The sequence below is a fragment of the Nocardia sp. NPDC006044 genome, assembly GCF_042871115.1.
GTDB lineage: Bacteria > Actinomycetota > Actinomycetes > Mycobacteriales > Mycobacteriaceae > Nocardia.
In genome coordinates this window covers 1,053,952-1,078,652 of sequence record NZ_JBIAID010000003.1, presented here as the reverse complement: position 1 = coordinate 1,078,652, position 24,701 = coordinate 1,053,952, and the positions used below count along the sequence as shown (strand labels likewise).

15 protein-coding genes, 1 tRNA gene and 1 pseudogene are annotated in these 24,701 nt (G+C 67.0%); 7 read left to right on the top strand and 10 right to left on the bottom strand.

Annotation, left to right across the window (positions count from 1 at the left end):
- The first annotated feature begins 265 nt into the window (after nucleotides 1-265).
- Together ACFYO1_RS29455 and ACFYO1_RS29450 are read left to right on the top strand one after the other, a co-directional pair.
- Nucleotides 266-1,093: a hypothetical protein gene (locus ACFYO1_RS29455; RefSeq protein WP_387237593.1), complete on the top strand. Its 828-nt coding sequence runs from the start codon at nucleotides 266-268 to the stop codon at nucleotides 1,091-1,093.
- Between the two features lie 445 nt (nucleotides 1,094-1,538).
- Nucleotides 1,539-1,835 carry a hypothetical protein gene (locus tag ACFYO1_RS29450; protein WP_387238744.1) on the top strand — a complete coding sequence of 99 codons (297 nt, stop codon included), beginning with the start codon at nucleotides 1,539-1,541 and terminating at the stop codon, nucleotides 1,833-1,835.
- A 194-nt stretch (nucleotides 1,836-2,029) separates the two neighbouring features.
- On the opposite strand, the pseudogene ACFYO1_RS29445 reads toward ACFYO1_RS29450, so the two are convergent.
- From ACFYO1_RS29445 to ACFYO1_RS29430, 4 genes and pseudogenes are all read right to left on the bottom strand, one after another.
- Nucleotides 2,030-2,098: pseudogene (locus tag ACFYO1_RS29445) on the bottom strand (hypothetical protein); the annotation flags it as partial.
- Nucleotides 2,099-2,484: 386 nt separating this feature from the next.
- Complete coding sequence (locus tag ACFYO1_RS29440; protein ID WP_387237590.1) at nucleotides 2,485-3,132, bottom strand: ankyrin repeat domain-containing protein; 648 nt, start codon at nucleotides 3,130-3,132, stop codon at nucleotides 2,485-2,487.
- 27 nt (nucleotides 3,133-3,159) lie between these two features.
- Nucleotides 3,160-4,212 carry an Mbeg1-like protein gene (locus tag ACFYO1_RS29435; RefSeq protein WP_387238657.1) on the bottom strand — a complete coding sequence of 351 codons (1,053 nt, stop codon included), beginning with the start codon at nucleotides 4,210-4,212 and terminating at the stop codon, nucleotides 3,160-3,162.
- A gap of 742 nt (nucleotides 4,213-4,954) precedes the next feature.
- Complete coding sequence (locus ACFYO1_RS29430; protein WP_387237587.1) at nucleotides 4,955-6,190, bottom strand: low temperature requirement protein A; 1,236 nt, start codon at nucleotides 6,188-6,190, stop codon at nucleotides 4,955-4,957.
- Nucleotides 6,191-6,366: 176 nt separating this feature from the next.
- On the opposite strand from ACFYO1_RS29430, the gene ACFYO1_RS29425 reads away from it, so the two are divergent.
- Nucleotides 6,367-6,675 carry a hypothetical protein gene (locus tag ACFYO1_RS29425; RefSeq protein ID WP_387237584.1) on the top strand — a complete coding sequence of 103 codons (309 nt, stop codon included), beginning with the start codon at nucleotides 6,367-6,369 and terminating at the stop codon, nucleotides 6,673-6,675.
- Nucleotides 6,676-7,418: 743 nt separating this feature from the next.
- Complete coding sequence (locus ACFYO1_RS29420; protein WP_387237581.1) at nucleotides 7,419-8,069, top strand: SMI1/KNR4 family protein; 651 nt, start codon at nucleotides 7,419-7,421, stop codon at nucleotides 8,067-8,069.
- Between the two features lie 356 nt (nucleotides 8,070-8,425).
- Here the strand turns inward: ACFYO1_RS29420 and ACFYO1_RS29415 are convergent, their stop codons facing one another.
- The 4 genes from ACFYO1_RS29415 to ACFYO1_RS29400 form a co-directional block, all read right to left on the bottom strand.
- The gene (locus ACFYO1_RS29415) at nucleotides 8,426-8,890 is read right to left on the bottom strand and encodes a hypothetical protein (protein WP_387237578.1); all 465 of its coding nucleotides are present in this window, start codon (nucleotides 8,888-8,890) and stop codon (nucleotides 8,426-8,428) included.
- A 513-nt stretch (nucleotides 8,891-9,403) separates the two neighbouring features.
- A complete protein-coding gene (locus tag ACFYO1_RS29410) occupies nucleotides 9,404-10,459 on the bottom strand; it encodes a tyrosine-type recombinase/integrase (RefSeq protein ID WP_387237575.1) in 1,056 nt (351 codons plus the stop codon).
- Entirely contained in the window at nucleotides 10,456-10,920 is a 465-nt protein-coding gene (locus ACFYO1_RS29405; protein ID WP_387237572.1) for a hypothetical protein, read from the bottom strand. Before ACFYO1_RS29405 ends, ACFYO1_RS29410 begins: the two co-directional genes overlap by 4 nt.
- 137 nt (nucleotides 10,921-11,057) lie before the next feature.
- Nucleotides 11,058-11,139 (bottom strand) — tRNA-Leu (locus tag ACFYO1_RS29400).
- A 387-nt stretch (nucleotides 11,140-11,526) separates the two neighbouring features.
- On the opposite strand from ACFYO1_RS29400, the gene ACFYO1_RS29395 reads away from it, so the two are divergent.
- A complete protein-coding gene (locus ACFYO1_RS29395) occupies nucleotides 11,527-20,886 on the top strand; it encodes a fatty acid synthase subunit beta domain-containing protein (protein ID WP_387237569.1) in 9,360 nt (3,119 codons plus the stop codon).
- 11 nt (nucleotides 20,887-20,897) lie between these two features.
- Nucleotides 20,898-21,329 (top strand): holo-ACP synthase, encoded by a 432-nt coding sequence (locus ACFYO1_RS29390; protein WP_150403360.1) that lies wholly within the window; start codon nucleotides 20,898-20,900, stop codon nucleotides 21,327-21,329.
- Nucleotides 21,330-21,338: 9 nt separating this feature from the next.
- Here ACFYO1_RS29390 and ACFYO1_RS29385 read toward each other — a convergent pair whose 3' ends face one another.
- Both ACFYO1_RS29385 and ACFYO1_RS29380 read right to left on the bottom strand, forming a co-directional pair.
- The gene (locus ACFYO1_RS29385) at nucleotides 21,339-22,496 is read right to left on the bottom strand and encodes a PucR family transcriptional regulator (RefSeq protein ID WP_387237566.1); all 1,158 of its coding nucleotides are present in this window, start codon (nucleotides 22,494-22,496) and stop codon (nucleotides 21,339-21,341) included.
- A 47-nt stretch (nucleotides 22,497-22,543) separates the two neighbouring features.
- Entirely contained in the window at nucleotides 22,544-23,164 is a 621-nt protein-coding gene (locus tag ACFYO1_RS29380; RefSeq protein ID WP_223885232.1) for a TetR/AcrR family transcriptional regulator, read from the bottom strand.
- Between the two features lie 237 nt (nucleotides 23,165-23,401).
- Here ACFYO1_RS29380 and ACFYO1_RS29375 point away from each other — a divergent pair, with 237 nt between their 5' ends.
- A complete protein-coding gene (locus tag ACFYO1_RS29375; RefSeq protein ID WP_387237563.1) occupies nucleotides 23,402-24,694 on the top strand; it encodes a hypothetical protein in 1,293 nt (430 codons plus the stop codon).
- Nucleotides 24,695-24,701 lie beyond the last annotated feature (7 nt).

The window sequence follows — 24,701 nt, the reverse complement described above, 5'->3', positions numbered from 1 at the left end:
AATGGGCTAGATTGTTTCTTGTGTAGATTCCGACGACAACGGTGCTGGTAGGGCAGAGCTTTCTAGATATCTGCGCTATCTGCTAGGTCGGATTGGTGCTGGCTGATCTTTGCGATAGTGCTTTTCGCGACCCGGCCAGTGTTCCAAGTCTGCCGGGGCGTCCTAGCCGAAGTTCATCGCAGCGGGATTCCCATTGCCGGGAGGCCGGCCTTGTTGGTGGGGTAGCTACGGTGGCCGCGACACGATACGACGATGGATGAGCCACATGACTGAATTGATCGAGCAGATCGAAGAGCTGGCAAGAGAGTTCGCGGCGAGCGGCGCGACAGCGGGAACATTGGAAATACACAACGGCGGTAGGAGTGGTGGTTACGGCATGTCGTGTCGCGACGTGGTCGGCGCGCTCGCGCCGGTATGTCCAGACACTACGGTCATATCAGCGGCGGTACGTGCTGAATCGGGCGTAGACGCGGACGACCCAGTTCGGATGCGGCTGCGGCTGTCCGGCGATAGCTACGAATTCCAGTATTGCTGCAAGTCACAGCACTACTACGTGCGCGAATGGGAGTCCGCCCGACAGGTGGTCCTCGACCCGGCTTACCGCTATCCGGGTCATTCCATTCCGGTCCTGCTCACCGACACCGCCCCCGATGATCGGCCCACCAGTCCGGAGCTGGTCGTGACCAGGCCGACCTGGTTGATGAGTACGTCGAGCTGCGCACTCGGCAAGAGGACCACGCACCGCGGCTGGGTACAGGGAACACAGAAGCGGAGATCACCACCGCCGAGGCGCGGATCGGTTTCCGGCTGCCGGAAGAGCTGCGTGCGCTGTATCGGGTGGCGCTGGCTAGCGTCGCCGCAGGCCACCTCAACGACGAAATCGAGACGGCGGATTTGGAATACGGCCACGGCACTATCGGGGCCTGGAAGGACTCACTGTTCGCCAGCATCGATACTACGGTGTTCGTCCTGGCCCCGCGGCGTGGTGCGTCGAATATCGCGCAGCCCGAAGTGGGTGATTATCGGCACCAGCGACCGCGATGTGACCGCCGTCGATCTCGACCCCGGCCCGATCGGCGTGTTGGGCAGGTGATCAAATTCGAACCCGGCGGGTGGTACGCGGCCTTCCGGCAGGACGATTCCGTTCTCGCAGTGCTGCAGCGGACAGTCGAGTCAATGCGCGCGGGCGAGCCGGTGCTGGACTACTACACTGCCCAAATCGAAGACCATCCGCAGTACGAGGCGTACCTGCGCGGCGTCGGCGAATCCGTCGCGGAGCTTCCCGGTGCGATCGCCGTGCAGAAGCTCACGATCGACGGTCGTGACTCGTTCGCCGCCGCGGAACTAGCGGCGCTGCCCCTGCTGCGGGAGCTGCGAGTGCGCGGTGTCGAATCAGTGCAATTGCCAGTGCCGCACACGATTCCGCTGGAACAGCTGCACCTCACCGCGCCGCGCATAGAACTGGAGTCACTGGTGGGCCACCCGACCCTCTGGGGCTCACCCTCCACGGGGCGACCGAGCCAGTGCACATCGGCCCGTTGGCCACACTGTCGTCGCTGCAACGCCTGGACATCTCGGAGCTCGAGGTCCGCGACCTCGAGACGGTCGCCGCGCTGCTGGCCTTACGGGTGTTGGCGGCCACCACACGGCAGCGGCAGTTGCTGCGCGACCGCGACGCGATGCCCGCCAGACTGGCCGCCGCGGAGCTGGCGGGCGACGCTGCCTTCGATGACGAAATCACCTGGGTCGCCGGTTTCGGCGCCGATCCCATCACCGCTTCGCTGCCGGTCGTGCGCGGCACGCTGACGAATTCGTACACATCTCGTATCAGGTGAGAGGTTGAGTACCCAGCCACCGAATCGGCGGATCGTGCGCATGATGTACGGGGTGATGGTGGCCAGTTCGTCGGGATCGACCGGATGTCCTTCGGCCGCAAGCGTGTTCGCGGAATCGGTGCGGTCCAGGGCGTGGAGTAGATTGCGCAGTTGGCGACCAGTTCGTTGATCTTCACCACACGTTCCTGATGGTCGGGGTCGTCGTGGCCGATCAGCTTCCCACCGAACATCAGCCAGGCGGCGAACCCATGGAATGCCTCCACCCGGTTGGTGATCGCGGTGATCTGCTGGCGCAGTTCGGGTTCAGACAAAACCGCGTCAGTATGATCGTCCTGATGCGCAGGGTTCCGAGTGCACGCTCGGCGGGCACCCGATCCTTGCCGCTCCGGGCCAGCGCGATAGCGATGAGGTCGGTTGCCGTATTGCGGTGGCGGTCGAGCCAGCGCACCGCGCACTCAGTGCGCTTGATACCGGTGTTTGTAGTCCGGTATTGGCAATCTCCCTATCCGAACCAGCTCTCGGGTCAGGTGGCGGCAAAACACGAGATCGAACGAACTACTGGAATCTCTGTTGTTTGTCAGACGTAAATTCGATGGGTTCGCTCGCCGGTGATACCTGACCGGACCTGGATCGGCGGCGGTGTGTCTCGTCAAAGATCCTCGTCGACGGGGAGTCCGTGGTCCCGCAGCCAGGTGCGGAGCTGTTCGCGGTCGCGTCGGGCGTCAGCGGCGAGGAGCCTTGACGGAGTCATGGCGAGATAGCGTTGGAACGTTGCCTGCTGACGATTCTTCCGGGTTGGGTCGGCCCCTGCCCGAAGCAGGTCGAAAATGCTGTCGTAGTCGTCGATCTCGCCGGCCAAATGCAGGGGAGTGTCGCCGATGTTGTCGGCGATGTCAGCATCGGCACCCGCTGCCAGCAGCAGCTGACGCTGTTCTCGGCGACCATGTAGTACCGCGTCCATGAGTGGTGTGTTCCCGGTAAGTGGGTTGACGAGATCGACATCAACATCATTTGTCAGGAGCGCGTGGAGGTACCAAATGTCCTCGGCCATCGCCGCGTAGTGCAACACACTTCTTCCGTCCTGATCGGTATGCCTAGTGGTGGCGCCGTTGTCCAGCAGTGCGGTGAAGGCGTCCTTGCTCAGGTTCGCCAGCGCCCACTGCAGCAGGCTGATGCCGTCGGTGCCTGTCGCGTTCGCGTCGGAGCCGTAAGCGATGAGCCGACGGACCTCCGCGGCGTCATTCCATGCCACGGCCGCTGCAACGCGCGCGGCCGACGGATCTGAAAACACTGTCACCCCATGTCCTTCAGCACGCCGGTGTCCTCACATCGCTAGTTCCTGATGTGAACCTGGGCCGGACGCGGACCATGGCTGGTATCGCTCCAACGCGGCAACCACAGTTTTCATCCGATGAACCGTTATCCGGTGTTCGAGCCGACTACGTAGATTCAGGCGTGACAACGGCGCAGGGTCGGGCAATTCCACAGTATGACCGAGTGCCGGTCTGATGCGGACCATACTTCCTGCTACGACGGCTGCTGACGGGAGTCCAGCCATCGCCGCGCCGAGCATCCTGCCCGCCGCCCGCGCTTGTGCTGTCCCGACCGCATGCCCGACCGACATCCCTAGGACTGCTCCGACCGAAGAGCCGACGGCACCGCCCAGCAGTCCGCCCACCGATGTTCGCGCACCGGTCCGGCTCGCCAAGAATTGGGTCAGTGGATCCCCTGCGACGACGATATTGCGGAAGAGTTCGTCGGCATGAGCGCGGACCGCGTCCACGCTCAGATTCATTCTGGAGATCGTCTGATCCGACAACCCGGCCGCATGAAACGTGACGGCCGGCGCGCCGGACTTGACTGCTGCCAAGGCGGCAAGACCACCTCCCAACGAGTGTCCAGTCACGACGAGATTGTCGTGGAACTGATTCTTCGCAAGCTTACCGATCCGGGCGGCGAGGACGTATTGCTGCGCTTCGAGTCCCACTGCCTGGTAGATATTCGCTTTCCAGCTTTTCCAGCTGGCATCGGTTCCGGCGAACGCGAGCACAGTGTGTCCAGAGTCGTTCCGGTATACGGCGAACCTCAGTCCGGTTTGCGCGTCCCTGACCAAGGGACTCGATATTCCCCACTCCTCGAGTTGGTCCGACCGGAGGCGGACGAATCCGTTGATGTCATGACCAGGTCGAGTCGGTGCGCCGACGTCGTCCGCGAGTGCGGCCAATGTGAGATCGAGCTCCTTCGGTTCGCGCCCGGCGACTGTGCGGGCGAATGCGGCGGGTGGCTTGCGCCTAGTCGGGATAGGTGATTCGGGCGGATGACTGTTGATTAGGTCGTGGTCGGAACCGTGTGGACGTCGAGGCCGCTTCTCCGACACGATGATTGAATGATCCGCGTTCCGCAGTTCTGCTGCCGATTCGCGTACCACATGGCTGGTGGTCCTGATGTGGCGGGTAAGCGTCTCCTTGAGTTTTGTGACCCCTTCGAGGAGGCCACGGGCAATCCGATCAAGAGTGGCATTTACCTCGCGCAATCAGTGCACCGTCGTCTCAGCGGTGATCGCAGCGAATCAAGTTCGGGTACAACATCATCCGGCCGCGCACGTCATCTCCGCCAACGTCTCATCTAGCTCGGGCAAGTGGCACCCATACGTGATCGAAGATGACGACGATCCGCGACGAGTAGTGGCCGGCGGTCCCCAGGCGCGGCGATTACGGCGTCACTGGAGGAAACGAATATCGGGCAGGTCGATCGGCGTGATCTCGTCGACGAACGAAACCGCAGTTGGCGCAACCGAGGCGTCAAATAGTGCTGTATGGACCGGTACCGCCGCGACACCGAGCGCAATAGCGGACGGATCGCATTACAACGTTGTGGCAGGGAGGGCGCAGGGACTTGCCTAAGACCTTCTTCGAGCATGTTCTCGGTGTTGAAGCGATCGCCGTCGCACGAGGTAAAAGACGTGGCACGCGAGATGGCGTTGCTCAACTCTTTCTCGGGCACCGACATCCGAATCTCCTTCTGTCGAGTGAGTTTCGTCCTTGCTTCATGACGGTCTCGTCGCGACATTTCTGACCGCCTTTTGTGGATAATCAGCCATGGGAACATATCGAGGATGGCTAGGTAATCCCGGCAGCGCCCGTGGTTTCGGTTGTCCGAGGGGTGGTGCGATACCGCGGTTGCGCCGATTGGATTGTCTCCCAGGTGATCAGGGCACCAAGCGTCGCGCAGAGGATGATCATTGAGGCCAGGGCGGGTAGCGTTGCGGCGAGCGGCACCAGAGCAAGCAAAACCGCTACGGTGATCACTCGGGCCACGCCGATCGTCCGTGTCGCGTAGTGGTTGGCGCCGATCAAGCCGATCAGAAACAGCACGACGCCGCCGTACAGTGCGAACAAAGGGATTCCGTAGAGTGCGTCCTTCAACGTGTGCTGCGAGGCGCCACTAACGTAGTAGAGAACCTTCTTCAACCCCAATGAGAGACCGATGATTCCGACGATCATCGGGAAATGCCAGAAGGTATACGACCTGGTTGCCAGCTTGATCTGCTCGGCGCCTTCGGCCTGACGTAGTTCGTGTTCCATCGACAGTGCGGCGCCGTCGAAGTACGCCCACCACAGCAGTCCGGTGATCGCCAATCCCAGCATCGAGCCGAGGGCGATCGGCCAGGAGATAGGCAGCCCGGCCACGCCGATGCCGATAGAGACGATCGATTCCCCGAGCGCCACAATGACAATCAGCCCGTACCGCTCGGCGAAATGGGTCACCGAATTCAAGCGCCAGTCCGAACCGGCGAACAGCGTCCAGAGGTAGTCGCCCGCGATCGCCGCGATCCACAGCCCGATCTGCGTCGTGCCCGAGGCCATCGTGGCGATCACCAGCAGTGTGGTGCCGATGGCGAGTGAGCCGACCGCCCAGCGCAGTACTTGACTGCGCAATTGCGGATCTTCGGCGCTGGCCAGCCAGAACATGACAACCTGCACCGACCGCACGATCAGATACGCGATGGCGAAGACCAGTGAGCCGTTCCAGCCGCCCTCGAGATCATGAAAGGCCTCGGGAATGCTGAGCGCGGCCAAGAACGCGCCGCCCATCGCGACGAACATCGCGACCCTGGCGAAGCCCTCGTCGGCGCGGATCACATTGCCGAGCCAGGAGTAGGCGATCCACAACCACCACATCACCGCGAGCACGAGAAACGCGCGCAACATGTTCTTCGCGCTGGTCTCTTCGGCCGCCAGGTCGGTGACCATGGTGAACGCGAAGACGAGCACCAGGTCGAAGAACAGCTCGAGCTGCGTCACCGACCCGCCTTCGGCCACCGGTGTGAGCCGAATTCGTTTGGTACCGATCATGATCACATCGTCGCAGTCCGTGGCGATCAGCACATTCCCACAAGTGGGCGGCCCGCGGTCGGTGAGGTGTCAGCGGATCGGCCGCCGTGGAGCGGTCTTGGCGCTTCCCTTGAGCCGGGACCGAATCTCCGGAAGAGGCAGACGGAGGTCTGTTCGTCTCGTCGATGCGCGCTGACATGACTTTAAAGGACGCGTCCGGACGTATTAGCTGGGTCCAGTTCAAAGATCACCGGATTGACGTGGGCAATGGTCGTGAACTCATGGATCTGGGATGCGACTGGGTGGCAGTAGGTGCAAATCTGGATTGGAGACTGTCCGACGTGTTAGCGCGTAGCCTGGAACAAGTCGATGAGAATCCCCATGTACGGGAAATCATCGAACGCAGGGCAGTGGACCTAGTACTGACCACGGTGGCGAGTCATCTGACCTACTTGGACCAGATGTTGAACGACTTCCAGGCGTGGACTTCCGCCAATTCGGTCTGACAGGTGTCGATCTGGAAGATGCGCGGTGGTCGGATGCGACAACGCAGTGCCCCGAGAACTCGATCGAGGAGATCCGGCGAGACTCTGTCCATCATGATGATGGCGTCTACGACATCAGCTGCGGCACAAGCGCACCTCGGGACAGCTTCGTGTGATCCCGTCGGGTGATGCTCGGATGGACATCGCAGCGAAGGGTGCGGCCCCGGTCTCCAGCGTTCGGCCGGGGCCGCGCTGATGCCAAGGCTTACTCCAGATGATTCGGGACGATGTTGCATCGTTGCATCAGGAGAATCGGCATAAGCGCATTTGCGCCCGTATGGGGTCCCGAAAGTCGTGGCATCTGGCGATTGATTGACCTGGACTTCTGGTTTGTCTCACGCTGTGGCCAGCGGGTTCTTTCTGAGTACGATGGCATTTCTTCGGTTCAGTCCGGTTACCGTGCACCGCGACCTGCTTGGTGGCTGCCGTTGCGGTTTCGATAGCGAATCTGGGCAACGAATGATCGCGAATCCCGACATCGCTCGTTGCGGCGGGTGTTTATGGTCGCGAAATTTGACACCACTGTTGGGGTTGCGGTGATAGATGAGAGGCGACGAGCATGCAGGCGCTCGGTCCCCTGCGAGAGCCTGCTTGTTCCCCATTCCTGTGTGCATCCATTCTTGGGAAGGGCGCGACTGGGCGAGGGGATAGCGTGGGCAGCCGTGACACACGACTGGTCAGATGTGAGAGATCGGATTGCTCGCATGGCCGTAGCTCCGGGTGCGGATGAGGTACATGGCGCCGCAGGATTCGGACATCGATTCTTCCTCGAAGAACCGTTGAGCTCTGCGGAGCTGGGTGAGCTGGAAGACCAGGTGGGGGTAGTGCTGCCTGAGGAGTATCGGTCGTTTCTGCTGACCGTCGGTCGAGGCGGGGCAGGACCTGCTTGGGGTCTGTTTCCTGTCCGTCATGCGGAGAGCCGATGGCAGTGGGAGGGTGACGGCGCGGAAATCACTGCGCTGAACACGTTGGCGCAACCCTTTCCGTACATCACGGCGTTCAACCCCGCAGACGGGCTCCCCGGACCTCCCGAGGACGAAGACTTCGACTCGGCGGAAGCATACGAGGAGGCCGAGGAAGCGTACTGGGACAACTACTATCAGGTCATTGACGCACCCGAGCATTCGGTCGGACTGATCTATCTGTGCCACTTGGGCTGCGCGTATCGTGAGGCGCTTGTCGTCAGTGGGCCGGCAAGGGGGCAGATGTGGGGCGACAACAGAGCTGATGGTGGTGGATTTGCGCCCCTAGTTGATAGTTGCGGGGTCACCCAGAGTTTTGCTGTCTGGTACCGGCGATGGCTCGAAGACACCGAATCCCAGCTCATGATGCAGACGCCTGACCCGCCGTCCTAGTGTCGTCCGATGGCTCGGTACTAGATTCCAGTCTCAAGCCACAACGGCCTCTTCGGTTTATGGGTCCCAGACGACCAGACCGAACTCGCTGGCGAGTTGGAGTATCGCTTCGATCGCTGGCGTGCTCCGCGGTGAGTCGCTCAGGCACATGCGCACGTGGTCTATGCCGACGTCCATCGGCATAGACATCCTTGGGCTGTCCTCGGGATAAGGCGGGTAGTCCGGGAACTGGGTCCGGCGTAGGCGCGGGCGGGGGGCCTATCCGTAGGTGCGTTCGACCCAGGCGAGGGTGGTGTATTTCGTGGCCACAGACCAGGTGCGGATTCAGCGGGAGTGGGCCTGGCGCGGTTGGCGGACTACGGCAGTCGGAAGATGACCTTTCCGCGTTCATCGAGTTCGAAAGAGACCTTCTCCAGTTCCGGGTCGCGAGTGAAAAGAAACCGAGCGGCTTTCTCTGATCCGATCAATCCGCCCTTGCTCGCTATACCGAAGTCGTCGACGAACGCTTCTCCGGTCACGACGAAACCACGCAATGGTGGGATCTGGATAGTGGTCGTGTCCTCGACATAAGGAGTCGCACTGACAGAGGTCGTGATCGGCCCGAACCGATACCCTGTCAGATCTGCGCTCTGTAGCGCTTCGGCCAAGGGCTCGGTGACCGCGTATGCCCCGCCGTAGGACTTGATCATTTCGCTGCCCTCGCGGATCGGGGCAGAGAACTCGAAATTCGCTGTGACGACTCGGGGCGGGTCGAAGCTTTCATCGAGCTCGACATCACCGAAATCCGCGGGTACTTCGGGATTGATGCGATAGAACGGCACGGGACTCCTTTTCGAGAACTTCAGTTCAGGTAGCACGTTCCGGTGACTTCGAGCGTAGGTCCTGCGATGGAGCAGGTGTTCAGCCGCCGCCGGATCCGGGGCCGTGTCTACCGAGGCCCGGTTTGTTCGGAACGGGTTTGCTTTGCCCGGGTGTCTGAGGCTTGTCCGGCTGCGGTTTGCCCGGCTGTCCCGGCACCGGTGCACCGGGTGGAGGTTTTGTACCGGTCCCGGGACTTGTTCCGCTGGTGGACGGGTTCGCCGGAATTGGGTCGCGGGGAGGGAGCTGTTGTGGCGAAACGTGGGGGAGTTTGTTGCGTGGCGTGACACATCGCCAACGGTCGACATGATGTGCCCGTGATCGCGCAGTGCCGTCGCCTCCATGGAACTGCCCGGCGCTTCGAGCATCGTGCAGTGTGCGCACGCGATCGCGGCGGCGTGCGCACCTGCGGGTGAGGACTGTCGATCGAGGCGAGTTCCAGGGTTGTGCCGGCCACGAGGAACCTTCCGGTACGTTCAGCGTGCGGGCGCCTTCATCGCGGCCGGGGTGGGCAGTTGCGCGGACAGGATCGGGTGGGGTTCGCCGGTGAGCACCGACAGTGCGGCGGCGACCTCGGCCAGGTGGGACTTGACGTAGGTGGCGGTGGCGCCCGGGCCTTTGCCTCGGTGTCCGGCGTAAGCGCAGGCGACGGCATAGCTGAAGGTGCGTTCGACCCAGGTCAGCGTGGTGTGGCGTAGCCAGTGGGTCGTGATGCCCTGGGCGGCGACCCACGGCAGGATCTCCCCGACGCGATTCCAGAGGTGGTCGTAGCGGCGCGAGCTGATCGCACGCCCGTTGCGGTAGTGGAGCAGCTGACCCATCAGCGGGCTGTGACGCTGCGCGGCGTGCTCGACCAGAAAACGCATCAGCGTCGGCGAGACTGGCTGCCAGCGATCAACGCCGTCTTTTTCCCGGAGATAGATTAGGCACTGCTCTTGGTCGAGGTCGTGCGGGCGCAGAGCAAGCGCGCCGCTGCGGCGGCAGGCGGTCTCGATGTGCAGGCGCAGGATCAACGCGTCGAGTTCCGGGTCGTCGCCGCTGGTCGCGGCTGCATGGCAGATCTCGGCCAGGCGGGCCGAAGGGATCGCGTAGCGGTGCGAGGGGCGCCGTTTCGGCATGGCCAGGCGGCGGGCAGGGTTGTCGGCGGGGCGGATCCATCCCTTGTCCTCGGCGTAGCGGTAGACACAGCGCGCCGCGCTGATGAAGTGTTCGACCGCACTGGTGCCCCCACGTGAGGCGCGATTGACCCGCGCGCCAGCCTGGACGTCGCGGGCCATCCCCTCGAAATCGGCCTTCGTCGGCTCGTCGAGGCGGCGATCCGACCAGGTGTGTTCCAAGCGCGTCAGCCCGGCGTTGTAGGTGCGCAGGGTGCCCGGAGACAGGGTGGCGCGGACCTGAGGGATCACCTCGGCGAAGGTCGGCACCACCGTGGTGCCGGCGACCAGGTCGGCTGGGGAGATCCCCATTTGGGCGAGCAGCAGCTTCGCCGCGGCGAGTGTCTCCGCGTCGACGCCGGGTGCAGGGGTGTTCACGCGGTCACCGCCGCGAGCATCGGCAGCGCGGTCGTCACCAGTTCGCCGATCGCGACCGGGGGATAGACGAGCAGGCGTGCGGTGCTGCGCCGCCCGATGAGCAGCGCCCGGTCCCCGAGGAACAGGCTCACCCGGCGGCGCTGGCGATACGGCAGCCGGATATGCCCATTACCGGTGACGATCACCGTGCCGCGCGCGCCCGGCCACAGCAGCAGCGCCCCGGATTCGGTGACGGCTACTTCCAGGCGAACGGAGGGGCGGCACCCTAGCGCGGACAGTAGATGCTTGTCAGCGATTCGGCCACCATCGCCCACCGACGACACGCCGACGACGAGATCGCCGTCAGCTACCCGGACAATCCGGTCGGTAGGTACTGGACCATTGATCAACTCTTGAAGCTCACCTTGCGGCGGCACCAGCGCGGGGATCATGCGCACCCCCGCCCAGCAAACCTCCCGCACGACACCGATGACCTTGATAGTGGCAGAGATGGCAGATATCTGCGCAGTTCAGAAGGGGTAATCACTGGTCGTCCTCCGTGTGCTCGAGAGCTCTCGAACACACGGGGCGAACATCCGACACAGATGTCGGAGAAACGTGCGCGAGAGGGGACTTGAACCCCTACGTCCGTGGACACCAGAACCTAAATCTGGCGCGTCTGCCAATTTCGCCACTCGCGCGTGATGGTACGACCGTGCAAACTCTACCGGGCTTGACCGCGTTCGCGAAGCTCCGGGCGGGCGTGGCGTACTGGTGGGTAACCCTACCAGGGATTATAACGATTTGATAACCGTCAACATGAGGGGCGCTCATGTTTCCTACGTGTTAGTAACCCGGTCGACCAGCGTGTTCAAACATGAGGAAGGGTCATGTTTGGCATAGTTCTGGTACGGACGTACACGAATACTGGGCAGTATGCGCTCTGGGCGACGAGCAAACGTGAGGATTTCCTCATGATTCTGGCTATCCTCGCCGTTATCAGGCCCCAACGCTGAGGAACACCTGCGCACCGGAGGGAGCGGCGTGTCTCGGAGGGCATGTCGCCAGGAGAAGGAAGTCGAATCGTCTTGACGATCAACGAGAGCACCGAGACCGGTACCGGACAGAGCGCGAAGGTCGGTGCGGCCCAGGGGGCTGGGACCCGATCGCCACTGCTGGATCGCCTGCTGAACGGGACGCCCTACGCGCTCGCGTTCGGCGGACAGGGCGCCCAGTGGCTCGACGAACTGGAAGAGATCGGCCGCGACAGCGCGCTGGAGCCCGAATTGACCGCTTTGGTCAACGAGGCGGAAGCGCTGCTGGAACCCGTTGCGGCCCAACTGCTTGTGGTCCGTCCGGTCGGCTTCGACCCGATCGGGTGGATGCTGGAGGACGAACTGGTCGACACCGACCAGGGTGAGGTGTCCGCGGCCCCGTCGGCGCAGATTCTGCGTTCGGCCGCGGTGTCGATGCCGGGCGTGCTGCTCTCGCAGATCGCCGCGATGCGCGCGCTGCGGTTGCAAGGTCTGGATCCGGCCGAACACGCGCCGGTGGCGATCGTGGGCCACTCGCAGGGCCGGCTGGCGGCGACCGCGGTGGAGGCCGGCGGGCAGCGCGACGCCGAGATCCTGGCGGTAGCGCAATTGATCGGCGCGGCCGCCGGTTTGGTGGCGCGGCGGCGCGGGCTGATGCCGGTGGGCGAGCGCTCGCCGATGGTCGCGGTGTCGAACGTCGATCCCGAGGAGTTGCGGGCCGTGGTGGCCCAGGTGGCCGAGGGCATCGACCCGGCTTCGGCGGCGGTGGTGTCGATCCGCAACGGGCGCAGGCGCGCGGTGCTGTCCGGCACGCCGGCGCAGTTGGAGCGAGTCCGCCAGCGCTGCGCCCAGATTCACGACGAGCAGTCGCGCGAACGCGAAGCCAAGGTGCGCGGTGGCGCCATCTTCGCGCCGGTCTTCGAGGACGTGCTCGTCGACGTCGCGTTCCACCACCCGGCGCTGGCCGACACGGTGGATCTGGTGAGCTCCTGGGCCAACCAGTGCGGGCTGGACGCGGCGCTGGCCGGCGCGCTCGCGCAGGAGATCCTGGTCGACCCGATCGACTGGGTGGAGATCGTCGACGGCGTGGTTGCCGCTGGCGCGCAATGGATTCTGGACCTGGGCCCCGGCGATCTGCTGTCCCGGGTGACCGGCGGTTCGCTGAAGGGCACCGGCGTCGGCATGGTCGCCGCCGCGACCCGGGCCGGGCAGCGCAGCCTGCTCACCCCGGGCGCCGCGCCGGCGACGGCCGCACCGTGGACGGCGTTCGCGCCCCGCCCGGTTCGGCTGCCGAACGGGCGGATCGTGGTCGAGACCGCGTTCACCAAGCTGACCGGGCGTTCGCCGATTCTGCTGGCGGGCATGACACCGACGACCGTCGACGCGAAAATCGTTGCCGCGGCGGCGAACGCGGGGCATTGGGCCGAGCTGGCCGGCGGCGGACAGGTGACCGAGCAGATCTTCGCCGATCGGGTCGCCGAGCTGAAGACGCTGTTGCAGCCGGGGCGTGCGGTGCAGTTCAACTCACTGTTCCTCGATCCGTACCTGTGGAAGCTGCAGCTCGGCGGCAAGCGACTGGTGCAGAAGGCCCGCACCGCGGGCGCCCCGTTCGACGGTGTGATCGTCACGGCCGGCATCCCGGAACTCGACGAATCCGTCGCGCTGATCAAGGAACTGACCGAGGTCGGCATCTCCCACGTGGCGTTCAAGCCGGGCACGATCGCGCAGATCCGCGCGGTGCTGCGGATCGCCGCGGAGGTGCCGGACTACCCGGTGATCATGCACATCGAGGGCGGCAAGGCCGGCGGGCACCACTCCTGGGAAGACCTGGACGACCTGCTGCTGGAGACCTACGCCGAACTGCGCAACCACGAGAACGTGGTGGTCTGCGTCGGCGGCGGCATCGGAACCCCCGAGCGCGCAACGGAATACCTGACCGGCGAGTGGAGCGCCCAGCACGGCTACCCGGTGATGCCGCTGGACGGCGTGCTGGTCGGCACGGCCGCCATGGCGACGCTGGAGGCGACCACCGCGGCCGAGGTCAAGCAGCTGCTGGTCGACACCCCCGGCACCCCCGACTGGGTCGGCGCGGGCACTGCGTCCGGCGGAATGGCTTCGGGCCGTAGCCAATTGGGCGCCGACATCCACGAGATCGACAATGCCGCCTCGCGCACCGGCCGGCTGCTCGACGAGGTCGCCGGTGACGCCGACGCGGTCGCCGAACGCCGCGAGGAGATCATCGCCGCGCTGAACGCCACGGCCAAGCCGTATTTCGGCGATGTCGCCTCGATGACCTACCTGGACTGGCTGGAGCGCTACATCGAGCTCGCGGTCGGCCTGGACCGGCGCAAGGACTTCGACTGCGGCAGCGACATCGGTGACGCGATCGCCGACGCCACCCGTTCGGTGTGGCTCGACATCACCTGGCGCGATCGGTTCGCGGAAATGATGCGCCGCACCGAATCCCGGCTGCACCCGGCCGATCGCGGTGAGATCCCGACGCTGTTCGCCGACGACACGGCCTTCGAGAACCCGGTCGGCGCGCTGTGCGCGTTGAAGGCGCAGTACCCAATCGCCGAGCAGACCGTGCTGCACCCGGCCGACGTCCCGTTCTTCGTGTCGCTGTGCAAGACCCCGGGCAAGCCGGTCAACTTCGTGCCGGTCGTCGACGGCGACGTGCGCCGTTGGTGGCGGTCGGATTCGCTGTGGCAGGCCCACGATCCGCGCTACTCCGCCGATCAGGTGTGCGTGATCCCCGGCACCGTGTCCGTCGCCGGTATCACCCGGGTCGACGAGCCGGTCGGCGAACTGCTCGACCGGTTCGAGCAGGACACCGCGTACTCGCTGGTTCGCGCCGGTGTGGTGCCGGTCGCGATCGACGCCCGCCGGGTCGCCGGTGTCACCACCGGCCCGATCGACACGGTGCTCGCCGCGCCGGACATCGAATGGTCCGGCCGCACCACGGTCAACCCGGTGTACCGGCTCGGCGACGTGGCCGAGTGGACGGTGGACGGCAAGGGCGCCGTGCACCCGCCCAGCGGTGCCACGCTGACCGAGACCACCGGTCCGGAGGCCGGCAACGCGTATGTCGAGCTGACCGTTCCGCTGTTGGGCAGCAACGTGGTTCGCATCCGCATCACCGTGCCGGTCACCACCTACAACGGCGGCGCCCCGGTGGTCACCGAGGCCGACGCGCACACCGCGATGACCGCCCTGATCGCGGTCGCCGCCGGGCAGTCGCTGCCCGAGGTGAAGGGCAGGATCGCCCACCTCAACATCGCCTGGTCGCCGGATCTGGTCGCCGACCACGCCGGTGTCACCGGCTCGGGTCTGCCGCCGGCGCTCAGCACGCTCGGCCGCACCGTCCCCGACGTGCTGGTCGGCGCCTGCTGGCCCGCCGTGTTCGCGGTGCTGGGCGCGGCGCGCGCGGCGGATGGCGCGAGCGTGATCGAGGGCATGCTGGACCTGGTCCACCTGGACCACCAGATCGAGCTGGCCGGCGAACTGCCCACCAGCGCAAGCGTTCTCGCGGTGCGGGCGGAGGCGGGCGAGACGCTCGACACCGACCTGGGCCGGGTGGTCGAGGTGCGGGTGCGCATCACGGGCATGCTGGACCGGCCGGAAACCGGGATGTCCATGCCGACCGTCGCCACCCTCACCGAGCGGTTCGCCATCCGCGGCCGCAACGGCGCGGGCGAGCTCACCGATCCGCCGCGGGCCGCGGGCACAGTGTCCGACGCTGCCACCGAGACCCCGCGCCGCCGGCGGCGCGACATGACCATCGTCGCGCCGCGCAGCATGCACGCGTTCGCCGCGGTCTCCGGCGACCACAACCCCATCCACACCAGCGATTCCGCGGCCAAGCTGGCCGGTCTCGGCAGCCCGATCGTGCACGGCATGTGGCTTTCGGCCGCCGCGCAGCACGCGGTCTCGGCGATCGACCCGGAAAGCGCGATCCCGGCCCGCACCCTGACCGCGTGGACCACCCGCTTCCTCGGCATGGTCCGTCCCGGCGCGGAAATCGACGTGCGCGTCGAGCGGATCGCGGTCGACGCGGGCGCGGAGATCGTCGAGGTCTCCTGCCGGACCGCGGGCGATCTGGTGATGACCGCGACCGGTCGCACCGCCGCGCCGAAGACGGTCTACGCGTTCCCCGGCCAGGGCATTCAGCGTAAGGGCATGGGCCTGGACGCGCGGACCCGTTCCAAGGCCGCCAAGGCGATCTGGGACCGCGCCGACAAGCACACCCGCGACGCGCTCGGCTTCTCCATTCTCGCTGTGGTGCGCGATAATCCGACCTACCTCAAGGCCCGGGGGGTCGAACACCGGCACCCGGACGGCGTGCTGCACCTGACCCAGTTCACCCAGGTCGCGATGGCGGTCCTCGGTGTCGCCCAGGTCGCCGAGCTGCGCGAGGCCGGCGCCTTCGTCGAGGGCGCCATGCTGGCCGGGCACTCGGTCGGTGAGTACAACGCGCTCGCCGCGGCCGCCGGGGTGCTGCCGCTGGAGGCGGTGCTCGAGGTGGTGTTCCAGCGCGGTTCCGCGATGCACGAGCTGGTGCCGCGGGATGCCCAGGGCCGCAGCGACTATCGGCTCGCGGCGATCCGCCCCTCGCAGATCGGACTGCCCGACGACGAGGTGATCGACTTCGTCAACGGCATCGGCGAGGCGACCGGGGAGTTCCTCGAGGTGGTCAACCTGAACCTGCGTGGCTCGCAGTACGCCATCGCGGGCACGGTCGCCGGGCTCGAGGCGCTGGAGACCGAGATCGACCGCCGCCGTGCCGAATTCGGCGGCAAGCGGGCGTTCATCCTGGTGCCCGGCATCGACGTGCCGTTCCACTCCACCGTGCTGCGCAAGGGTGTGCCGGAGTTCCGGCACAAGCTCGAGCAGCTGCTGCCCGCGGACCTGCACCCGGAGGTCCTGATCGGCCGCTACATCCCGAACCTGGTGCCCAAGACGTTCTCCCTGGAGCGCGAATTCATCCAGGAGATCGCCGATCTGGTGCCGTCCGAGCCGCTCGCCGCGGTCCTCGCCGACTTCGAGGGTTGGTCGGCGCGACCGGTCGAGCTGTGCCGCATCGTGCTGGTCGAACTGCTGGCGTGGCAGTTCGCCAGCCCGGTGCGCTGGATCGAGACCCAGGACCTGCTGTTCACCGACACCGCGCACGGCGGCGTCGGAGTCGAGCGGTTCGTCGAAATCGGTTTGGGCGCAACGCCCACCGTGGCGAACCTGGCCAGTCAGACGCTGAAGCTGCCGGCGTTCAGCGGCGCGACGGTCGAGGTGCTGAACCTCGAGCGCGAGGCCGGGATCGTCTACTCCACCGACACCGATCCCGCCCCGGTCGACGAGCCGATCGACGAAGCCGTCGAAACCGCTTCGGCCGCAACGCCTGCCGCGGCCCCCGTGGCCGCCGCCGCACCGGTCGCGAGCTCGGGCGGACCCCGTCCGGACGACATCGCCTTCACCGCCGCCGACGCCACCCGCGTGCTCATCGCGCTGTGGACCAAGCTGCGGCTGGACCAGATCGGCCCGGTCGACACCATCGAGGGCCTGTGCGACGGCGTCTCCTCGCGCCGCAACCAGCTGCTCGTCGACCTCGGCTCCGAGCTCTCGCTCGGCGCCATCGACGGTGCCGCGGACGCGGACATGGGCGCGCTGTCGGTCACGGTCGAGCGGCTCGCCCGCACCTACAAGCCGTTCGGTTCGGTGCTGTCCGACTCGATCGGTGACCACCTGCGCAAGGTGTTCGGCCCGTCCGGCAAGCGCCCGGCCGCGATCGCCGAACGGGTGAAGAAGGTCTGGGAACTCGGCGACGGCTGGGCCAGCCACGTCACCGCCGAGGTCTCGCTCGGCACCCGCGAGGGCGCCAGCGTCCGCGGCGGCGACCTCGGCGGGCTGGTCTCCGGCGCGCTGGGCGACGGCGCCTCGGTCGACGCGGCCATCGACGCCGCCGTGCAGGCGGTCGCCGCGCGCCGCGGGGTCGCGGTCTCGCTGCCGTCCGCGGGTGGTGGTGGCGGTGGCACCGTCGACGCGGCCGCGCTGGGCGAGTTCACCGAGCAGATCACCGGCCGGGACGGCGTGCTCGCCACCGCGGCCCGCGTGGTGCTCGAGCAGCTCGGCCTGACCGAGCAGGTGTCTGCCCCAGAGGCGACCGACGACTCCCTGGTCGACCTGGTCTCGGCCGAATTGGGTTCGGACTGGCCGCGTTTGGTCGCGCCCGCGTTCGATCCGCGTAAGGCTGTCCTGCTCGACGACCGGTGGGCCACGGCCCGTGAGGATCTGGCCCGGCTGTGGCTCGGCAACGACGCCGAGACCGCCGAGCTGCCGGTGAACGGCTACCTCGGGGCCGGCGAAGCCGTTGCCGCGCAGGCCAACTGGTGGCGCGAGCGGGCCAAGCACGAGGCTCGGTCGGTGCTGGCCGGGGTCTACGAGCGGATCGGCCAGGCGGCGCTGAGCACCGACGACCGCGGCATCTGGTCCGCGGACATCGCGGTGATCACCGGCGCGAGCAAGGGTTCCATCGCGGCGGCGGTCACCGGGCAGCTGCTCGGCGGCGGCGCGACCGTGGTGGTCACCACGTCCAGCCTCAACGACGAACGGCTGAGCTTCTACCGGAAGCTGTACCGGGACAACGCCCGTCACGGCGCCGCCCTCTGGGTGGTGCCCGCGAATATGGCGTCCTACCAGGACATCGACGCGCTCATCGAGTGGGTCGGCACCGAGCAGGTGGACAACGCCGGTGGGGCGAAGGTCAAGACCAAGGACGCGCTGACCCCGACCCTGCTGCTGCCGTTCGCGGCGCCGCGGGTGGCCGGCGACCTGGCCGACGCGGGCGCCCGCGCGGAAATGGAAATGCGCGTGCTGCTCTGGTCGGTGGAGCGGCTGATCGGTGGCCTGTCCACCATCGGCGCCGACCACGACGTGGACGCGAAACTGCATGTGGTGCTGCCGGGTTCGCCCAACCGCGGCCTCTTCGGCGGCGACGGCGCGTACGGCGAGTCCAAGGCGGCGCTCGACGCCGTGGTCGCCAAGTGGCGGGCCGAGAAGTCGTGGTCGACCCGGGTCACCCTGGTGCACGCGATGATCGGCTGGGTGCGCGGCACCGGACTGATGGGTCACAACGACCCGATGGTCGAGGCGGTCGAAGCGGCGGGCGTGACCACCTGGTCCACCGCTGAGATGGCCGACGAGCTGCTCAAGTGGTGCACCTCGCGGGCCCGCCAGGTCACCGTGACCGGCCCGCAGCAGATCGACCTGACCGGCGGATTGGCCAGGGCCAAGCTGGATCTGCCCGCACTGGCCAAGCAGGCGGCCGAACGCGCCGCCGAGGACGAGGCGGAAGCGGAAGCGGCGGCGACGATTTCGGCGCTGCCCGCACCGCCGACCCTGTCCTCGGTGCTGCCGGTGCCCGAATGGGGCACGGTCACCGCCGATCTCGCCGACATGGTGGTGATCGTCGGGGCCGGCGAGCTCGGCCCGTACGGCTCGGCGCGCACCCGGTTCGAGATGGAGGTCGAAGACCGGCTCTCCGCCGCGGGCGTGCTCGAGCTGGCCTGGACCACCGGCCTGGTCACCTGGGAGAACGATCCCAAGCCCGGCTGGTACGACGCCGAATCCGGTGACTACGTCGCCGAATCCGAGCTGGCGGACAAGTACCACGACGCGGTGATCGCGCGCTGTGGCGTGCGCCGCTACGGTGACGACGGCGCGATGATTGACAACAGCGCACCGCTGATGACGTCGGTGTTCCTCGATCAGGACCTGACCTTCACGGTCGGCGGCGAGGCCGAGGCCCGCGCCTTCCACGCGGCCGACCCCGAGCACACGGTCATCGTGCCGGTGGCGGACTCGGCCGACTGGACGGTGACGCGCAAGGCGGGCACCGAGATTCGGGTGCCGCGCCGGGCCAAGCTGTCCCGCACGGTCGGCGGCCAGATCCCGACCGGCTGGGATCCGACCATCTGGGGCATCTCCGCGGAGATGGCGAATTCGGTTGACCGCGTTGCCCTCTGGAACGTGGTCTGCACGGTGGACGCGTTCGTCAGCTCAGGCTTCAGCCCGGCGGAACTGATGAGCTGGGTGCACCCGAGCCTGGTGGCCAACACCCAGGGCACCGGCATGGGCGGCATGTCCTCCATGCGTTCGCTCTACGTCGACAACCTGCTCGGCGAGTCGCGGCCGAACGACATCCTGCAGGAGGCGCTGCCCAATGTGGCGCTCGCTCACGTGGTGCAGTCCTACGTCGGCAGCTACGGCGCGATGGTGCACCCGGTGGCGGCCTGCGCCACCGCCGCGGTATCGGTGGAAGAGGGCGTCGACAAGATCCGCCTCGGCAAGGCCGAGCTGGTCGTGGCCGGCGGCTTCGACGATCTCGGCATCGAGGGCATCGTCGGCTTCGGCGACATGTCGGCGACCGCCGACTCGGCGGCCATGAGCGCCAAGGGCATCAGCGACCGGTACTTCTCCCGCGCCAACGACCGCCGTCGCGGCGGGTTCGTGGAATCGCAGGGCGGCGGCACCGTGCTGCTGGCCCGCGGTGACGTGGCGGTGGAGATGGGCCTGCCGGTGCTCGGCGTGCTCGCCTTCGCGCAGTCCTTCGCCGACGGCGTGCACACCTCCATCCCGGCGCCCGGCCTCGGCGCGCTCGGTGCGGGGCGCGGCGGGCGCGAGTCCCGGTTCGCCGCGGAGCTGCGCAAGCTCGGCGTCGGCCCGGACGACATCGCGGTCGTCTCCAAGCACGACACGTCCACCGCGGCCAACGACCCGAACGAGTCCGAGCTGCACACCCGCCTGGCCACGGCCATCGGCCGCTCCGACGGGGCCCCGCTGTTCGTCGTCTCGCAGAAGAGCCTGACCGGGCACGCCAAGGGCGGCGCGGCCGCGTTCCAGCTGATCGGCCTGTGCCAGGTGCTGGAAAACGGTGTGGTGCCGCCGAACCGGAGCCTGGACTGTGTCGACGAGAAGATGCAGGCGTACCCGCACCTGGTGTGGGCGCGCGAGCCGCTGCGCTTCGGCGAGAAGTTCGCGCTGAAGGCGGGCCTGCTGACCTCGCTCGGCTTCGGGCACGTCAACGGGCTGCTCGCGGTGGTGCATCCGGAGGCGTTCATCCAGGCGATCGACCCGGAGCGCCGCGCGGCCTACCAGGAGCGGGCGCAGCAGCGTCAGCTCGCCGGGCGGCAGCGGTTCACCGAGGCCATGTGCGGCGGAGCCCCGCTGTACGAGCGCCCGGCGGATCGGCGCATGGGTGGCGACGGCACGCCGGCCAAGCAGTCGCGGCAGCTGGAAGCGGATGTGCTGCTCTCGGCCGAGGCTCGCCTCGGTGGGGACGGCGCGTACCGGGCCGACGGCTTCGGTTGCGGCGCAGGCCACATTGCGGACAGTTCGCCCACCGGCCGCCAGAGCAGGTCGTAGGCTCCCGGCATATGACGATCCTCGGTATCGGCCTGGACTTGGTGACCATCTCCGAGTTCGCCGAACAGCTCGAACGCGCCGGAACCACCATGCTCAGAGAGAGTTTCACCGCGGGCGAGCGACGCTACTGTCAGAGCAAGGGAACCGATCCGGCGCGCAGCTACGCGGTGCGCTGGGCGGCGAAGGAAGCGGTGATAAAGGCTTGGGCCTCATCACGTTTCGCTCGCCGCCCGCAGATCGGTGACAATCCGTATCCGCTGATCGAAGTGGTCAACGACGCCTGGGGCAGGCCGAGCATCAAGCTGCACGGCCTCGCCGCCGAATTCCTGCCCAGGGCAAGGGTTCACCTGTCGTTGACCCACGACGGAGACACCGCCGCCGCGATGGTGGTGCTCGAAGATCCCGGTGAGATGGTGGATTTGATCGAAGGGCGCGAAGGGTAAGGCGGACAGTCAGTCTCGGTGCGTGCGCTGTAACCGGCTGCGCTGCAACGCCCACCAGGCTTCCAGGGCGCGGTCGGGTTCGGTGAGATCGATCCCGACCAGCTCCTGGTAGCGGCGTAGCCGGTAACGCACCGTATTGGTGTGCAGGCCCATCGATTTGGCCGTGTGATCGACGCGCAGTCCGTTGCGCAGATAGTGCTGGGCGGTGTCGATCAACGCCGCGGCGGTGTCGTTTTCGCCGAGCGGGGTGAGGTAGCGGCGGACGAGTTCGTCGCCGACCTCGGTGTCGGCCAGGATCGCGGGCAGCAGCCCGAGACCGGCCAGGTCGCGCACGCCGGTGAGTTCGAAGGCGTCCGCGGTCGCCATCGCCCGGGTCGCCCGGCGAAACGACGGCTCCATCCGATCCAGCCGGGCCGGTGGGCCGAGGCCGGCCGCGGTCGCGAGCTCCGCGGTCGGTGGCGTGTCCACGATGCCGGCGATGTCGCCGTCGATGACCGCGAGCAGGCCGCGGGCCGGGTTGCTCGCCGGTGGCTCGAGCAGCCGGATCAGCCGGTCCGCGGGCAGCTCGGCGCTCGGACGGACGCGGATCGCGTGGTATTCGCGGTAGGAATCCAGGCCGTAGCGCTCGACCTGCAGGCGGATCTCGCTCGCGGCGAGCGTGCCGAACAGGATGCCGCGGACCAGGTCGGCGCGGTGTTGCTGATCGTGCAGGGTCACTTGGAATTCGGCGTCGAGATGGCCGCGCGTCACCGCCAGGATCGCCGTGTCGGTCAGGGCGAGAATGTCGTTGGTCAGTTCCAGCAGCTGGCTGTCGGACATGCCGAGGCGGCGGCCCATGACGACGGTCTCATCGATCGCGAACCGCACCGCCACCCGCCAGCCGCGGAACATCTCGGTCACCGGAATCCCCTGGCGGCCACGGTCTTCCCCGAGCGCGGTGAAGACGGCCAACTCGCTGACGGTCAATTCGCGTCCCGCGGCGAGGGTGCGCAGCAACTGCTGCACGGTGCGGATGGCGTCCGGTAGCAGCGAGGCCCGATCCAGCTGCGCGTAGGCGGGGATCTCCGCGCTGAGCCGTTCGATCGCCTCGGTGGTCAGCTCGGTGGCGTGGGAGAACAGCCGGGCCAGCAGGGCACGACGGTCGCCAGGTGGTGGTGGACCAGCCATTGCTGGAGGGTAGCTCTGTTTGCGCTAGGCGACAAAGGGTGCGCTGCCTAGCGCCCGCTGGCCGAGCGGGACTCCTTCTCCGCGACCAGCAGATACGCGACCATCAGGCGCTTGAGCTCCGACACCGCCTCGGCGTTGCTCTGCTCGTCCTGCACGGAGAAGTTCAGCATCGAATAGACGACGTGCACCAGCACCTCGGCCATCATGGTGCGCCGCGGCCGCGGGGTGCGCGGGGTGAGCGGGCGCAGCATCTGCGCGACGACCTCGGCGAACTCCTTCTCGTGGATCGCGCCCGTCGCCCGCGTGGACGGCGTCGACTGCATGGCGAGCCAGACCTCGCGCCGGGACGGGTCGGTCATCCACAGGTTCGCCATGTGGTCGACGAACTGGTTCATGTGCCGCAGCCAGTCCAGCGACGGGATCTCGCCGTGGAAATCCGCGAGCTCCCGGGAAACGGCAACGAGGTCTTGCCGATTCAGTTCGCAGACGATGACGTACTTGTTGGCGAAGAACTGATAGAGCGTGCCGATCGGAACCTCGGCGCGCGCCGCCACTTCCTCACAGGTGAACGACTCGAAACCCACTTCTACGAGTAGTTCCCTTGACGCCTGTAAGAGCGCGTCGAACTTGCGTTTGCTGCGTTCCTGCGTCGGCCGTCGCCGCGGCATGAGCTCCTGTGGGTCGTCCTGCAGCTCCAACGCAGGGTCCAGACGTTGCTTCGACCTGGCCTCCGCGCGTACTTCCACGTATCCAGGCTAACGGTATGGACACGCACACGACACGCGCACGGCTTCTGCGTGTTCATCTTCTGTCCGATTCACTACCCATCCAGATCGAATCTGGCACCGAACACATACCGAGCGCGCGTGGCTCCATCGCGCGAAAGGACCAGGAAGGCGTGACCAGTGGTAGCTCGATCAGTGGTAACACTCGGCGTTTCCACCGAACGTGGCGCCGTGCACGCGGTAGCGTTCGCCGACACCGGCGCCCGGCTACCCGAGCGCGTGCTGCTGCATCGGGTGAAACGAACGGCAGGCGACAGCAAGGCGGACTTGGCCGAAGCGGTCGAGCTGGCGATGGACGAACTCGCCACCGAGCTCGGCCATGACCATGAGATCGCGGGCGCCGCGGTCGTCTACCGGGACGCGGCGGAGCGGCGGGCCATCGTCACCAGGCTGGCGTCCGGGCAGTGGCACACTGCCTCGCTCGTGTCGTCCAAATCGGCGCACCTCAGCGCGGCCGGGATGATGACCTGGCTGGACGAGTTCGAAGACCTGCTGATCTGCGAGGTGGTGCCGGGGCATCAGGCGTTCACCCTGGTCGACGGCGATCGTCGCCGGATTCTCGCCTCGATCGCTCAGGCGGGCGGCGCGACGGCGGAATCCATGGGCGCCGCGGTGACGGCGGCCTGGGATCAGTTCGAGGCGCAGGCGGTCCGGCCGGACGCGGTGGTGCTGATCGGCTCGGCGGCGGGCAAGCCCGCGGTGGTCGCGGCGGTGGACGCCTTCGGCGCGCCGGTGATCCCGTGCAGGACCTCGGCGGCGGCGTCCGCGGCCGGTGCCGCGCTGTACGCGATGGCCGACGTGGACGGCCTCGGCGAGACCGAGGAGCGGGTGCGCCGGGTGCGTGGCGGCGCCGCGGTGTTCGCCGCGGCCAGCGTGCTCGCGGGCGGCCTGGTGGTCGGCGGGGTGTACGCGGCGGGTGGTTCGGCGCGGACGTTGCCGGGCGCGGCGCTCAAGGACGCGCACAGCACCGCCGACGCCAAGATCGTCCGGGGCGATTCGGTCGCGGGCAAGCTGGATCAGGTCCGGCCCGATCCGCGCGGGGTCGAGGGCCCGGTGCTGGACCGGCGGACTCCGGTCGTGGTGCCGGATTCGGAGATATCGGTGGTCACCATCGATCCGGCCGACGTCCGGCCGCAGTACTCCGTCCAGCGGTGGGGGAGCGCCCAGCCGGAGCGGACGGAGCTGCTGCCCGCCGAACCCGCACACGAGACCGAGACGAACGCCGCGGCCTCGTTGTTCTCCGGTTCGGGTATCCCGGCGGCGACCAACAAGGTCGGCGCCCCGAACAACGCGCTGCTCTTCCCCGGTGAGCTGCCGCCCCCGGCGGCCTTCACCGAGGATTCCTACAACTGGTGGGACAACCACTTCCGCATGATGCTGCAATGGGCCGCTCAGCAGATCACGCCCACCTAGAGCCGGA